This window comes from Microbacterium sp., assembly GCF_047972865.1.
Lineage (GTDB): Bacteria > Actinomycetota > Actinomycetes > Actinomycetales > Microbacteriaceae > Microbacterium.
Window position 1 is genome coordinate 1 of the sequence record NZ_JBKEAY010000222.1, and the last position, 13,672, is coordinate 13,672.

The window sequence follows — 13,672 nt, forward strand, 5'->3', positions numbered from 1 at the left end:
GGGCAGGTCGTAGAACTCCTCCACCTCGATGTGCCCCGCAAGGTGTTCGCGCTCGGCAACGACCACCGAGACCCCGCCCGGTGTACGGCAGACGATCGTCATGATGTCGGGCCCGTCGCCATCCCACCCGGGCAACAATGACGACCACGCCTTGCGACCGTTGATCACCCACTCGTCACCATCGGGGACCGCCGTCGTCGTGACACCGGCAGCGGGTGCCGGTGCGCCGAAGTTCGCACTGCCCTCGGGCTCACTGAAGGCCATCGCGGCGACCGGGGCGCCGGTGGAGGCGAGGAACGGCGCGACGAACCGCGCGATCTGATCCGCCGTGCCGACCTCGTAGACGGGCGCCAACGCGATGAGCGGCCCGGCGAGCGTGATGAAGAAGTCCGGGGACTCTGCGGCGAGCTCTTCGATGAGAATCGCCGCGTCCACGCCACTGGCAGCCGTGCCTCCGAAGGGAGCCGGGATGAGGCTGCGCAGCATCCCCGCGGCCACGGCCGCCTCGACCGCGGGTTTCATCAGCCCGGCGCGCGTCTCGGGGTCGCGCTCGGCGCGTACCCGGGCCATCAACGGAGCCAGCGTCCCACGCGCGAACGCGCGGGCATCGGCTTTGTGTTGCACCTGCTCACGACTCAGTGCGAACGATACGGACATGCGTGCCTCCCTCGGGACGGTGGTTCGATTCGGCTCTCGGACGACGCCGATCACCGCAACCAGGCTCCGCGACGCGACTCGCGGACGCTAGTCGATTCGTGCCGGAAGGGTGTGCATTTCGTGCAGAAGCCGGCGGTACTCCCGCGGTGGCTCACCGAACTCGCGACGGAACGCGCGAGTGAACGACGCCGGATCCGGGTAGCCCACGGCCGCGGCGACCGTGGTCACCGGATGCCGCGGGTCCGCCAGGATCTCGGCGGCACGCGCCATGCGCAGACCACGGAGTGTGGCCGCGAACGTGTCACCCGAACCCTCGAACGACGCGTGGAGCGCTCTCGGCGACATCGCCAGGGCCCGGCTCACGCTGTGGACCGACAGTGACGGATCGGCGAGCCGTTCCTGCAGGTGACGCACCACCACACGCCGCCGCGCGTCGGGCACCGGCTCGGGTGGGGCGTTCGGCGCCAGCGCGGCCGACACCGTCGCCGAGAACGCCCGGGCAAGATCGTCCGCCGCCGACAGCGGCAGGTTCTCGTCGACCGACCAGAGCACGCGCATGAGCACGACCGCCGCCGCACCGACGCCCGAGCCGTCCACCGACGTCGCGAGACCGGCATCGGGAATCCGACCGGACACCGCGTCGTGCGGCACACGGAACGACAGCATCCGCCAGTCGTCGTCGAAGTCGAGCGAGAACGGCCGGGTCGTGTCGAGCACGGTGAACTGTCCGGGCGACACGACCGACTCGGTGCCGCCCTGACGTGCGTAGCAGCGCCCGACGAGCTGGAGATTGACGAAATAGTGCGCCGCGGAGGTCGCTGCTACTTCGCGTCGGCCGTGATGGGTCTCCTGGATGGGAGAGGCCACGCGGGCGCGGTTGACGACGCTGAGCGGCCGGGTCTCCACGACCGACGCGAAGCCCTCACCGTCGGCGAGCGCGACCGGTCGCAGCGGCACGAAAGCCTGACAGATCACCTGGTGATAGAACTCGAACTGCTCGGCGGGCGGAAGCGTGGTCGTATCCCAGACGGTCATGACCACCTCCGATCATCCACGTTCCGAGGTCAGCACGACGCTATCGCCACTCTGGGGCGACGGTCTACCCGGCGGCGCGTCGCACCGCCGGCGCGTCGCACCGGCGCGGCCGCGTCGGAATCACTCGCGGAAGTCCTCCGGATCGACCTCCTCCAGGAACCGCTTGAACTCCTCGACGTTCTCTTCGGCGCCCGCCTCGTCGCCGGCCAGCGTCATGTCGGGGACACCGGCCTCCTCGAAAACCTCGTCGGCCACCCAGATCGGCGCCGCCGTCCGCGAAGCGAGCGCCACGGCATCCGACGGGCGCGCGTCGATGCGCAGGTCACCGCCGCCGGCGTGCAGCCCGACCTCGGCGTAGAACGTGCCGTCGTCGATGCGGGTCACCTCGACGCGATCCACCTCGGCGCCCAGCGACTCCAGCATCGAGCGCATCAGATCGTGCGCGAGGGGGCGGGACGTGGCCGCCCCCTCGACCGCGATCAGGATCGACGTCGCCTCCTGGGCGCCGATCCAGATCGGCAGGATGCGCCCTTGGCCGGGCTCGGCGTCGACCGGTTTCAGGAGAATGACGTGCTGCCCACTCTGGTCGAGGGCGATCGCGGCGACCCGCACTTGAACCATGACATCCTCCCAGCGACCCTCTGATGCCATCGTAGGCACCCTCGGCACCGCCGCACACCCGCCTACCATCGATGACATGACGCAAGAACGCTGGCACCGGCTCACCCGATGGCCGCTGATCGCCGCCGCCGTGGTCTTCCTGATCGTCTACTCCTGGTGGGTCATCACCGACGCGACCGGCGCGGATGCCGTGGTCGCCGGCATCGTCCTGATCCTCGTGTGGGCGATGTTCGCCGTCGACTACCTCGCCCAGCTGGCGCTGACCCCCGCCGGCGAGCGCGGCGCGTGGTTCCGCTCCCACCTGTTCGCGCTGGCGACCGTCGTCCTCCCCGCGCTGCGCCCGCTGCAACTCTTGCGCGTCATCACCGCACTGCACCCGTTCCGCCGCACCGCCGGCACTGCCCTGCGCACGCGCACCATCCTCTACGCAACTGGCGCCACGGCCCTCGTCGTCTACACGGCCGCCCTCGCCGTGCTCGACGCCGAGCGCCACGCACCCGGCGCGACGATCACGACGCTCGGGGACGCGATCTGGTGGGGTTGTGTCACCGTGACCTCGGTCGGCTACGGCGACCTCACCCCGGTCACCGCTGCCGGGCGGGCGGTCGCGACCGCCCTCATGCTCGGCGGAATCACCCTCCTCAGCGTGGTCACCGCCACGCTCGCGTCTTGGATGAGCGACAAGATCCGCGGCGCCGCCGACGCGCCGGCAACCGACCTGGCGCGCATCGAATCCAAGATCGACGAACTTCGTTCGCAACTCGACCACCGGTGACCTCCGTCGGGAGTACGCTCAGACCGACGATGGGCGGATAGCGACAATGACCAGACGCGGCGCCAACCAGCCGAGCGTGGGCGGCTACAACGAAGCACTCGTGCTCGACCAGGTGAGACGATCAGGCGGACTCAGCCGCGTCGAACTCGCGGGCAAGACGGGACTGTCTTCGCAGACCGTCTCCAACATCACCCAGCGGCTCCTCGACGCCGGCATCATCGAACCCGGCGGCCGCGTCGCCGGCAGGGGCCTGCCCGCCGGACCGGGTAAGCCCCGCACTATCCTGCGTCTGGTGCCGACCAGCCGGTATGCGATCGGCGTCCACCTCGACCCCTCCGTACTCACGGTCGCGCTGCTGGCCATCGACGGCACCGTGGTGACCAGTCGCAGCCGCGCGACACCCAGCGCCAATGACCCGACACGCACCATCCATCTCATCACACAACAGATCGACCTGCTGCTGGATGACACCGGCGTGTATCGCGACCGCATCGTCGGTATCGGCATCGCCGCGCCCGGGCCGATCGACGCCGAGCGCGGCGTCATCGTCGACCCGCCGAACCTCGACGGCTGGCATCGGGTTCCGCTCCGCGACGCGATCGCCGAGCGCACCGGCCTTCCCGTCGCCCTCGACAAGGACGTGACCGCCGCTGCGGTTGCCGAACTGTGGCTGGCCGCCGACACGACCACCACGAACTTCGTCTTCCTGTACCTCGGCACCGGCGTCGGGATGGGTCTGGTCATCGATGGCGAGGTGGCCCGCGGCAGCTCCGGCAACGCCGGCGAGGTCGGGCACATCGTCGTCGACCCGGACGGCCCCCCCTGCCCGTGCGGGCAACGCGGCTGCGTCGCCGTCTCGTGCACCCCCGCGGCACTGGTCGAGGAGGCCGAGTCTCTGGGCATCCTGCCCGGCGCCCGGACCCGACGCGACCCGGCGACGATGGATGCCGCCTTCTCGTCGCTCGTCGACTTGGCTGCGGCTCAGCACCCGGGGGCGGCGGGCGTGCTCACCCGATGCGGCCAACGCATCACCCACGCCCTCGCGGTGGTGTGCGACCTGCTCGACGTCGACCGCGTGATCGTGGGCGGACCGCTGTGGGGTCGGCTGTCGACCTGGTTCGAACACCACGTGTTCGACTCGCTCGGCGCGCAACTCGTCACCCGCGACATCCATCCCATCGTCGTCACCGGCACGACCCTCGGCAAGGACGTCGGGGCGATCGGCGCGGCGAGCATCATCCTCGACGAGGCACTCGCCCCGCGCCCCACCTCCCTCCTGCTGACCTGAGGCGGACCTCACCGCCTTGACAGTCATATGTCCACTCGATTGACTTATATGCGATCGAGGGGATGCCATGACAGTCACAGCAGTTTTGCGCGCCGCGGCGGTGGCCACGGCGGCCGGACTGGCCCTGGGCGGCTGCGCCGCGAGCGAGGAGCCAACCGGAGTCGACGAGACGACCATCACCGTGTCGTACTCGAAGACCGATGCGTTCACGGCCCTCGACACGCTTCTGACCACGGCCAAGGAGCAGTTCGAGGCCGCTCACACCGGCGTGACCGTCGATCTGCAGCCGATCACAGCGACCGACGACGACTACAAGACGCGCCTTCAGCTTTCCCTCGGGTCGGCCGACACGGCCCCCGACGTCTTCTACGAAGACACCTTCAATGTTCGCAGCGACGTCGAGGCGGGCTTCCTTCTCAACTTGGACGACCACCTCGCCGGGTGGGACGACTGGAGCCTGTTCGACGACGGCGCCAAGGGGGCGGGTCAAGGAGCCGACGGCAGCATTTATGCACTGCCGCTGGGCACCGACACCCGTGTCATCTGGTACAACACGCACGTCCTCGAGGCTGCCGGGGTGGGGGTTCCCTGGCAGCCGACGAGTTGGGGAGACATCCTCGACGTCGCTGCGGCCATCAGGCAATCCCAGCCCGACGTGGTTCCGTTCAGCATGTACGCCGGCACCGGTACCGGAGAGGGCACCGTGATGCAGAGCTTCTACGAACTGCTCTACGGCACCGGCGACGGTACCGGCCTGTTCGACGACGCCGCCGGCAAGTGGGTCGTCGAGTCCCCCGGTTTCGTCGATGCGCTCGATTTCCTCAAGACCCTCTACGACTCCGGTTACGCCGTCTCCCCCGACCGGGCCCTGGACCCCAACGTGTGGCAAGCGGTCTTCGGGGAGATGTTCCCCGAAGACACCCTGGGCGGCACCGTCGAGGGGTCGTACACGCCGTCGTTCTGGATGGAGGGCGGGTCCTACCCGTGGCCGGAATACGGCGACGTCATGGGCGTCGCCCTGTTCCCCACACAGAACGGCCAAGACCCCGGCGGCGTGAGCATGTCGGGCGGCTGGACCCTCGCCGCCTCGGCCCACACCGATGAACCCGACCTCGCTTTCGAGTTCATCACCACGGCGCTGAGCAAGGAGAACGCGCTCTGGTATGCGATCAACAACGCGCAGATCGCAGTGCGCACCGACGTCGCGGCCGACCCCACCTACCTCGAGTCCAACCCGTTCGTCGCCGACGTCAGCGCGGCCGTCGCCGTGACCAACTTCCGGCCCGCCAACAGCGACTACCCGCAGATCTCGGTCGCTGTCCAGGAGGCCACCGAGGCGGTCATCACCGGGCAGCAGAGCCCGCAGGAGGCCGCCGCGGCCTATGACGCCGCGGTGCGGCGCATCGTGGGCGAAGACCAGGTGATCGTGCCCTAGCGCCGATGACGACGAACGCGGCGGCCGCCAACGGATCGAGCGGACTCCGGCACCATCTCCGCCGCACCGCCGCGCAGACGCTGCCGCTGCTGCCCGCCGTCGGGCTGTTGCTGGTGTTCCTCGCCGGCCCCATCGTCTGGGCACTGGCCGGTTCGCTCACCGACCGCGCACTGAGCGGCCCGCGGGCCGCCGACCCGGGGTTCATCGGCCTCGACAACTATGCCCGACTGTTCGCCGATCCGGTGCTGCCGCTGTCGATCGGGGTCACGATCGCCTTCGTGGTGGGCTCGGCCGTCATCGGACAGAACGTGCTCGGCATGCTGCTGGCGGTGCTCTTCCGGGCAGGCAGCCGCCCCGTCTCCGGCGTCGTCGGCGCGCTCGTGGTCACCGCCTGGGTGCTCCCCGAGATCGTCGCGGGATTCATCGGCTACGCCTTCTTCTCCGCCGACGGCACCCTCAACCAGATCCTCGCGGCGGTCGGCATCGCCGGCCCGAACTGGCTCTTCTCGCTGCCGCTGCTGGCCATCGTCCTCGCCAACACGTGGCGCGGCACCGCGTTCTCGATGATGATCTACCGCGCCGCCCTCGACGACGTCTCCCCCGACGTGCAGGAGTCGGCGATGCTCGACGGCGCGAACGGGTGGCAACGCTTCCGGCTGATCACTCTACCCATCATCCGGGGAACGGTGTTCACCAACCTGATGCTCACGACCCTGCAGACCCTGTCGGTGTTCACCCTCATCTGGGTGATGACCAAGGGCGGCCCCGGCGACCTCTCCAGCACCCTGCCGGTGCTGGCCTACCGGGAAGCCTTCCAGTTCGGCGACATCGGCTACGGCAACGCGATCGCCGTCGTGATGTTGCTCCTGGGCGCGGTGTTCTCGGTGGCGTACGTGCTGTCGCTTCGCCGGGGAGCTGACCGGCGATGAGAAGTGTCGCCGCCCCGTCCGGCGCCGGGACGCGCTGGTGGGCCAACGTGGTCCTGATCGGCGTCGGCCTGCTGTTCGCGGCGCCGCTGGCATGGGTCCTGCTGGCCTCGGTGGACTCGGCGGCAAGCTACCAGGTGAAGATCCCCGACCAGTTCACGCTCGACAACTTCGTCGCCGTCTTCACGCCCGAGCTGACCCTCCGGCCGCTGGCCAACAGTCTGCTGCTGTCCACCGGCGCAGCCACGGTCACCGTCGTGGTCTCGGTGCTCGCCGCCTACCCGCTGTCGCGCTACCGTTCCCGCGTGAACGGCCCGTTCCTCTACACCGTGCTGTTCGCCAGCTGCCTGCCGATCACCGCGATCATGGTGCCCGTCTACACGCTGTTCGTCCAGCTCCGCCTCATCGACCGGCCGTGGGCGGTGATGCTGTTCCTCGCTGCCAGTTCCCTCCCGATGGCACTGTGGATGACGAAGACGTTCATGGACTCGGTGCCGATCGGCCTGGAGGAGGCGGCGTGGGTCGATGGTGCCAGCGCGATGTCAGCGCTGTGGCACATCATCGTGCCGCTCATGCGTCCCGCTCTGTCGGTCGTGTTCGTGTTCGTGTTCCTGCAGGCGTGGGGCAACTTCTTCGTGCCGTTCGTGCTGCTGCTGTCGGACTGGCAGCCGGCGGCGGTGTCGATCTACACGTTCTTCGGGCAGTACGGCACCGTCGGCTACGGCCGCCTCGCCGCCTACTCCCTGCTCTATTCGGCTCCCGTCCTGGGGCTGTACCTGCTGGTGACACGCGGGCTGGGCGGTACATTCGCGCTATCGGGGGCCGTCAAGGAATGATCGAGAAGGGGAGTAGGGGCCGGCCATGCACCGAAACGACCGTCTGACGCTGCAGCGCGTCGACAGGCTCTTCCGCGACCGGCTGCGTGCCGCCGCCCACCGCGACACCGCGCCGGTGACCATCACCGCGTGGGAGGTGCCCGGCGAGCCGGTGCCGTTCGCCGTCGCCACCGGCGAGGAGTACACCCCGTTCCCGCTCGGCGGCGCGTGGGGCCGGCCGTGGGGCACCGTCTGGTTCCACGTGACCGGCACCGTGCCGGACCCGTGGCACGACGCGGCGGATGCCGAGGTGGAACTGGTCGTCGACCTCGGGTTCGACACCTCCGCCCCGGGGTTTCAGGCCGAAGCACTCGCCTTCGACGCCGACGGCCGGGTCGTGAAAGCGATCGAACCGCGCAACGCGAGCATCCCGGTCACTGGCGACACCGTCGATCTGTACCTGGAGGCGGCCGGCAACCCCAGCGTCGCGGGTGCCTTCACGTTCGCCCCGACGCCACTGGGCGATCCGGCCACGGCCGGCGTCGAACCGCTGTACCGGCTCGACGCCCTCCACCTGGCTCTCCGCGACCGCACCGTCTGGGAGCTCGCGCAAGACGTCTGGACGCTGCGGGGCCTGGTCGATCAGCTCGACGAGGACCGCACGCGACGGGCGCGCATCGTGGCCGCGCTGTCCCGCGCCGTCGACTCCCTCGACCCCGACGACGTCGCCGGCACTGCGGCAGCGGCCCGCGCCGATCTGGCGGCCGTCCTGGCCTCCCCCGCCGCCGCGACCAGCCATCTCGTCACGGCGGTCGGTCACGCTCACATCGATTCGGCGTGGTTGTGGCCGATGCGCGAGACGGTCCGCAAGGTCGCGCGTACCTTCTCGAACGTGCTCGACCTGCTCGACCGCGAGGACGGGTTCGTCTTCGCAGCGTCGTCGGCGCAGCAGTACGCCTGGCTACAGGAGTCCTACCCCGATCTGTTCGCCCGGGTGCGCGAGCAGGTGGCGGCCGGACGGTTCGTGCCGGTCGGCGGGATGTGGGTCGAATCCGACACGAACCTGCCCGGCGGCGAAGCACTCGCCCGCCAGTTCGTCGAGGGGAAACGGTTCTTCATCGAGGAGCTGGGCGTCGAACCGCTCGAGGTGTGGCTGCCGGACTCGTTCGGCTACTCGGCCGCACTCCCCCAGCTCATCCGCGCGGCCGGGTCGCGCTGGTTCCTCACGCAGAAGATCTCCTGGAACGAGACCAACCGGATGCCGCATCACACGTTCCTGTGGGAGGGCATCGACGGCACGCGCGTGTTCACCCATTTCCCCCCGGTCGACACCTACAACGCCGAACTGTCGGCGGCCGAGCTGGCGCGCGCCGAACGGCAGTTCGGCGAGAAGGCATACGCATCGCACTCGCTGGTGCCGTTCGGGTGGGGGGACGGCGGCGGGGGTCCCACCCGCGAGATGATCGCGGCCGCCCGCCGCACCGCCGACCTGGAGGGATCGCCGCGCGTGCGGCTGGCCAGCCCCGAGGCGTTCTTCCGCGACGCCGAAGCCGAGTACCCGTCACCGCCGGTGTGGGCGGGTGAGCTGTACCTGGAGTACCACCGGGGCGCCTTCAGTTCGCAAGCGCGCACCAAGCGCGGCAATCGCCGCAGCGAGCACCTGCTGCGCGCCGCCGAGCTGTGGGCGACGCTCGCGACCGTGCGCACCGGCGCCGAGTACCCGGCGGCGCGCTTGCGCGAACTGTGGCGCACGGTGCTGCTGCACCAGTTCCACGACATCCTGCCGGGCACCTCCATCGCGTGGGTGCACCGGGAGACAGAGCACGCCTACGCGCGCGTCGCGGCGGACCTGACCGACATCATCGACACCGCCCTGCGCGTCCTCGTTGGGTCGGGCGAGGTGCCGCTGCGAGCCAACGCCGCGCCCGTCGACCTCGACGGCGTGAGCGCGCTGTCGGTCGACGCCGAGCCCGCCGCGGCGCCCGCCGTCGGCGCGCAGCCCGACGGCGACGGGTGGGTGTTCCGGCATCCCCGCCTCACCTGGCGGATCGGCCCGGACGGCACCGTGATCGGGGCGCGCGACGAACGCTCCGGCCGCGAGTGGATCGATCCGGACCGGCCGGCCGCGATGGTCCAGCTCGCCCGCGACACCCCCCGCGAGTGGGATGCCTGGAACATCGACGCCGAAGACACCGCGCGTGCCCGCGACATCCGCGAGGTCGATTCGGTGACCGTCGTCGGCGACGCGCTGCGCATCGTCCGCTCGTTCGGGTCGTCCCGGGTGACCGAAGACGTGCGCGTCGACCCCGTCAGCGGCGCCCTCGACCTCACCCTTCGGCTCGACTGGCACGAGCGCCAGAAGATGCTCAAGCTCGCGTTCCCCCTGCGGATGCGCGCCGACCGCAGCGAGAGCGAGATCCAGTTCGGCCATCTCGCCCGGCCCGTCCACGCGAACACGTCGTGGGATGCCGCGAAGTTCGAGATCGCCGCGCACCGCTGGCTGCGCGTGGCCGAAGGCGACACCGGCGTCGTGCTCGGCAACGACTCCAGCTACGGTCACGACGTGCGCCCCGGTTCCGGGCCGGACGGCGCGCACGAGACGGTCGCGCGGGTCACGCTCGTGCGGGCGCCGCTGTTTCCCGACCCCGAGACCGACCAGGGAGCGCACGAGTTCCGCGTCTCACTGTTGCCGGATGCCGACATCGCCGACGCCGTCGCCGAAGGGTTCCGGCTCAACCTGCCCACCGTCGCCCTGCGCGGGTCCCGCACGGTCGAACCGGCGCTGCGGATCGACGACCGGGCCGTCGTGGTCGAAGCGGTCAAGCTCGCCGAGGACGGGTCGGGCGATGTCGTCGTCCGCCTCTACGAGTCGCTCGGGTCGCGACGGACCACCACCGTGCACACCGGATTCGCCTGGACCGGTGTCGACCAGGTCGACCTGCTGGAGCGGCCCGCCGAACAGGGCTCGATCGGTTCGCTCGCCTCGTCCGGGGTGGACCTGGTGTTGCGCCCCTTCGAGGTCGTGACGCTGCGTTTTCAGCGCTGAACCGTGTCCTGCCCCGTCGACGCGGATGCCGGGAGCCGGCGCGCCCGAGCCAGCGCGAAGGCCGTGGCGACCGCGGCGAGCGCGCCCAGCGCCGCCACGGTGACCGGCAGGCTCACCGCCCCCAGCCACCCCGCGATGGGGTACGTCACCAGGAAGCACGCGTGCGACAGCGCGAACTGGGCGGTGTAGACGAGGTTGCGGGTCTGCGCCGTCGCGGCGTCGGCGAGCAGTCGCGCCGACGGGGTGTTCACCAGTGACGTCCCCACGCCGAGCACCACCCACGTGGCCAGCAGCGCCGGCCATCCCGTCCCAGTTTCAGCGACGAGCGTCACCGGCAGCGCTGCCGCCAGGCCCGCGACCAGCACCAGCATCCCGAGCGACATGGTGCGCACGACCCCGAGCCGGTCTACGAGCGCCGGTACCGCGAACGCGACCGCCAGCGACCCGAGTCCGTAGGCGGCGAGGGTCGTCGCCAGCGCCGCGTCGTCGAGCCCAAGCAGGCCCCGCGCGTACACGACCGAGTCGACCAGCACGAGGGCGGTCGCCGCCGCGACGGCGACGTTGGCCCACAGCAGGAACCGCAGCGTCGGCGTGCGCGCGAACACCTGCACGCCCAGCGGCAGTCGTTGCCAGAACGTGAGCGTCTGCTCGGCGGTCGGGGCGGCGCGCAGACGCGTGACCAGCACCAGGACAGCGGATGCCGCGAACCCCGCGGCCGTGCCGGCGAACAACGTCGTGAACGGCACTATCGTCAGCAGCGCCGCGGCGATCGTGGGGCTGACCAGAGCCTCCAGGTCATAGGCCAGGCGCGACAACGAGAGCGCCCGGGTGTACTCGCGGGCATCCGGCAGCACGACCGGGATGAGCGACTGGAACGCGGGGGTGAACGTCGCCGACGCTGACTGCAGCACGAACACCAGCACGTAGATCTGCCACACCTCGGTCACGAACGGCAACGTCAACGCCACCGCGAAGCGCACGACGTCGGCGGTGACCAGGACGAGCTTTTTCGGCATCCGGTCCACGAGCGCCGCGATCGGCGGCGCCACCCCCACGTAGGCGACCATCTTGATCGTGAGCGCGGTGCCGAGCACGGCGCCGGCCGCCGCGCCGGCCAGGTCGTAGGCGAGCAGGCCGAGCGCGACGGTCAGTAGGCCGGTGCCGAGGAGGGCCAGCACCTGGGCGCTGAACAGCGTTGCGTAGGCCGGGTTGCGGAGGACCCGCAGCATCAGCGCGCCTCCTCCTGCGCCGGGGCGTGGTGGGCGGGCGCGTGGTGGACGGGGTTCTCGCTCAGGGCGTGCTGGGCCTGGAAGATGGCTTCCGCGACCAGGTGTCGCGCGTGTTCGTCGGCGAGGCGGTAGTAGACCCGGGTGCCCTCGTGCCGGCTCAGCACGATGCGCGCCAGGCGGAGCTTGGCGAGGTGCTGCGAGACGGCCGCGGCGGACTTGCCCACCCGTTCGGCGAGCGCACCGACCGACATCTCGCCCTCGCGCAGCGCGAGGATGATCCGCACGCGCGTGGCGTCGGCAAGCATGGCGAACACTTCGACGGCGAGTTCGACGTACTCGCTGTCCTCGTCCAGCGAGCATTTCGTATCTGCATGCATGCGCAGATTATGACACACGACCGCCGTCGCGCGCTCGGAAGGAAGACCACTCTGGGGAGGACCGATCCTCGGCATCCACCATCCCGAACGCCGATCACCTCCCGAACGCGCGCCACACCAGCCCCGCGCACGGCACCCCGGCGGGATAGCCCGGCAGCGGCGCCGCCCGCTCAGCCGGTGAAGAACGCCTCGGCCACGCGGGACAGGGCGTGCAGATCGGCGGTGCCGGCCAGTTCGCGCGCGGAGTGCATCGACAGGATCGGGATGCCGACGTCGACGGTGCGGATGCCCAGGCGCGTCGCCGTGATCGGGCCGATCGTCGACCCGCAGGGAACCGCGTTGTTCGACACGAACTCCTGGCCGGTCACCCCCGCGGCGCCGCACCACGTCCGCCACATCGCGCCGCCCACCGCGTCGCTCGCGTAGCGCTGGTTCGCGTTGATCTTCAGGATGGGACCCGACCCGAGCACCGGTTGCACGACCGGGTCGTGACGCTCGGGGTAGTTCGGATGCACCGAGTGCCCCACATCGCTCGACACGCACCACGACGCGCTCAGCGCCCGCAACCGGTCCGCCCGGTCGGCACCGAGACCGAGCTGGATGCGCTCCAGCACGTCGGCGAGGAAGGGCCCCGCCGCCCCCGACCGCGTGTTCGACCCGACCTCTTCGTGATCGAACACGGCGAGCATGGCGACGCGTTCCCCGTCGAACCCGCCCGCGACCCGCTGCAGCGCCATCGTCCCGGCGTGCACCGAGGCGAGATCGTCCAGGCGCCCCGACGCGAAGAACACGTCGTCCTTGCCGAACACCGCGCCCGGGGCGGCATCGGCGGTCACCAGGTCGTACCCGCGGATGCGCGTCACCGCCACCCCCGCGGCGCCGGCGACCTCCGCGAGCAGGTCGGCGGCATCCGCGCGGCCGAGGCCCCACACCGGCTGGGTGTGCCGCTGCTTGTCGAGGGTGAGCCCGTCGTTGACGGCCCGATCGAGGTGGATCGCCAGTTGCGGCAGCCGCAGCAACGGCCCCGTGTCGGCCAGCACGACCGTGCCGTCGTCGAGCACGAGCCGCCCCGCCAGCCGCAGCTCCCGGTCGAGCCACGAGTTCAGCAGCGGCCCGCCGTAGACCTCGACCCCCGCCTGCAGCCAGCCGCGGCTGCCGGTGGTCGGCTGCGGCTTGAGCACGAATCCGGGCGAGTCGCTGTGCGCTCCGAACACGTGGACCCCGGTCGTCGCGGATGCCGTGGCCGGCACGACCCACGCCAGCACCGCTCCGTCGCGCACCACCAGGAAGCGCCCGCCGGGCTGATCCGGCCATGCCTCCGCTTCGTCCAGCTCGGTAAAGCCCGACGCGCGCAGGCGGCGCGCCACCTCCGCGGCGGCGTGGAAACTCGACGGGGAAGCCGCGACGAACGCGGCGAGGTCATCGGCGTGGGCCAGGGCATCGGCGGTGACGGTCACGGTCCGATCGT

Annotated in this window: 12 protein-coding genes; 6 read left to right on the plus strand and 6 right to left on the minus strand. The window is 70.6% G+C overall.

Translation table 11 applies throughout. From position 1 onward, the window contains the following. The 3 genes from ACK5KK_RS13690 to ACK5KK_RS13700 form a co-directional block, all read right to left on the minus strand. The coding region (locus ACK5KK_RS13690) for an acyl-CoA dehydrogenase family protein (RefSeq protein WP_416890640.1) at positions 1–657 on the minus strand (657 nt) is incomplete at its 3' end. 87 nt (positions 658–744) lie between these two features. After that, entirely contained in the window at positions 745–1,692 is a 948-nt protein-coding gene (locus tag ACK5KK_RS13695) for a helix-turn-helix domain-containing protein (RefSeq protein WP_416890641.1), read from the minus strand. 120 nt (positions 1,693–1,812) lie between these two features. Then, complete coding sequence (locus ACK5KK_RS13700) at positions 1,813–2,343, minus strand: bifunctional nuclease family protein (protein ID WP_416890642.1); 531 nt, start codon at positions 2,341–2,343, stop codon at positions 1,813–1,815. 46 nt (positions 2,344–2,389) lie between these two features. Between ACK5KK_RS13700 and ACK5KK_RS13705 the strand changes: the two genes are divergently transcribed. The 6 genes from ACK5KK_RS13705 to ACK5KK_RS13730 all read left to right on the plus strand — a co-directional run bounded on the left by ACK5KK_RS13705 (position 2,390) and on the right by ACK5KK_RS13730 (position 10,598). Continuing rightward, on the plus strand, positions 2,390–3,088 hold the full coding sequence (locus ACK5KK_RS13705) for a potassium channel family protein (RefSeq protein ID WP_416890643.1): 699 nt from the start codon (positions 2,390–2,392) through the stop codon (positions 3,086–3,088). 46 nt (positions 3,089–3,134) lie between these two features. Next, positions 3,135–4,376 (plus strand): ROK family transcriptional regulator, encoded by a 1,242-nt coding sequence (locus ACK5KK_RS13710; RefSeq protein ID WP_416890644.1) that lies wholly within the window; start codon positions 3,135–3,137, stop codon positions 4,374–4,376. Between the two features lie 67 nt (positions 4,377–4,443). Next, the gene (locus ACK5KK_RS13715; RefSeq protein ID WP_416890645.1) at positions 4,444–5,811 is read left to right on the plus strand and encodes an extracellular solute-binding protein; all 1,368 of its coding nucleotides are present in this window, start codon (positions 4,444–4,446) and stop codon (positions 5,809–5,811) included. A 5-nt stretch (positions 5,812–5,816) separates the two neighbouring features. Beyond that, the gene (locus ACK5KK_RS13720) at positions 5,817–6,740 is read left to right on the plus strand and encodes a carbohydrate ABC transporter permease (protein ID WP_416890646.1); all 924 of its coding nucleotides are present in this window, start codon (positions 5,817–5,819) and stop codon (positions 6,738–6,740) included. Continuing rightward, on the plus strand, positions 6,737–7,573 hold the full coding sequence (locus tag ACK5KK_RS13725; protein WP_416890647.1) for a carbohydrate ABC transporter permease: 837 nt from the start codon (positions 6,737–6,739) through the stop codon (positions 7,571–7,573). The genes ACK5KK_RS13720 and ACK5KK_RS13725 overlap by 4 nt, the downstream gene beginning before the upstream one ends. 25 nt (positions 7,574–7,598) lie before the next feature. Next, entirely contained in the window at positions 7,599–10,598 is a 3,000-nt protein-coding gene (locus ACK5KK_RS13730; protein ID WP_416890648.1) for an alpha-mannosidase, read from the plus strand. On the opposite strand, the gene ACK5KK_RS13735 is transcribed toward ACK5KK_RS13730, so the two are convergent. The 3 genes from ACK5KK_RS13735 to ACK5KK_RS13745 all read right to left on the minus strand — a co-directional run bounded on the left by ACK5KK_RS13735 (position 10,589) and on the right by ACK5KK_RS13745 (position 13,661). Continuing rightward, positions 10,589–11,827 (minus strand): MFS transporter, encoded by a 1,239-nt coding sequence (locus tag ACK5KK_RS13735; protein ID WP_416890649.1) that lies wholly within the window; start codon positions 11,825–11,827, stop codon positions 10,589–10,591. The two genes, ACK5KK_RS13730 and ACK5KK_RS13735, sit on opposite strands and share 10 nt — an antisense overlap. Further along, entirely contained in the window at positions 11,827–12,204 is a 378-nt protein-coding gene (locus ACK5KK_RS13740; protein ID WP_416890650.1) for an ArsR/SmtB family transcription factor, read from the minus strand. The genes ACK5KK_RS13735 and ACK5KK_RS13740 overlap by 1 nt, the downstream gene beginning before the upstream one ends. A gap of 170 nt (positions 12,205–12,374) precedes the next feature. Next, positions 12,375–13,661 carry a M18 family aminopeptidase gene (locus ACK5KK_RS13745; RefSeq protein WP_416890651.1) on the minus strand — a complete coding sequence of 429 codons (1,287 nt, stop codon included), beginning with the start codon at positions 13,659–13,661 and terminating at the stop codon, positions 12,375–12,377. Positions 13,662–13,672 lie beyond the last annotated feature (11 nt).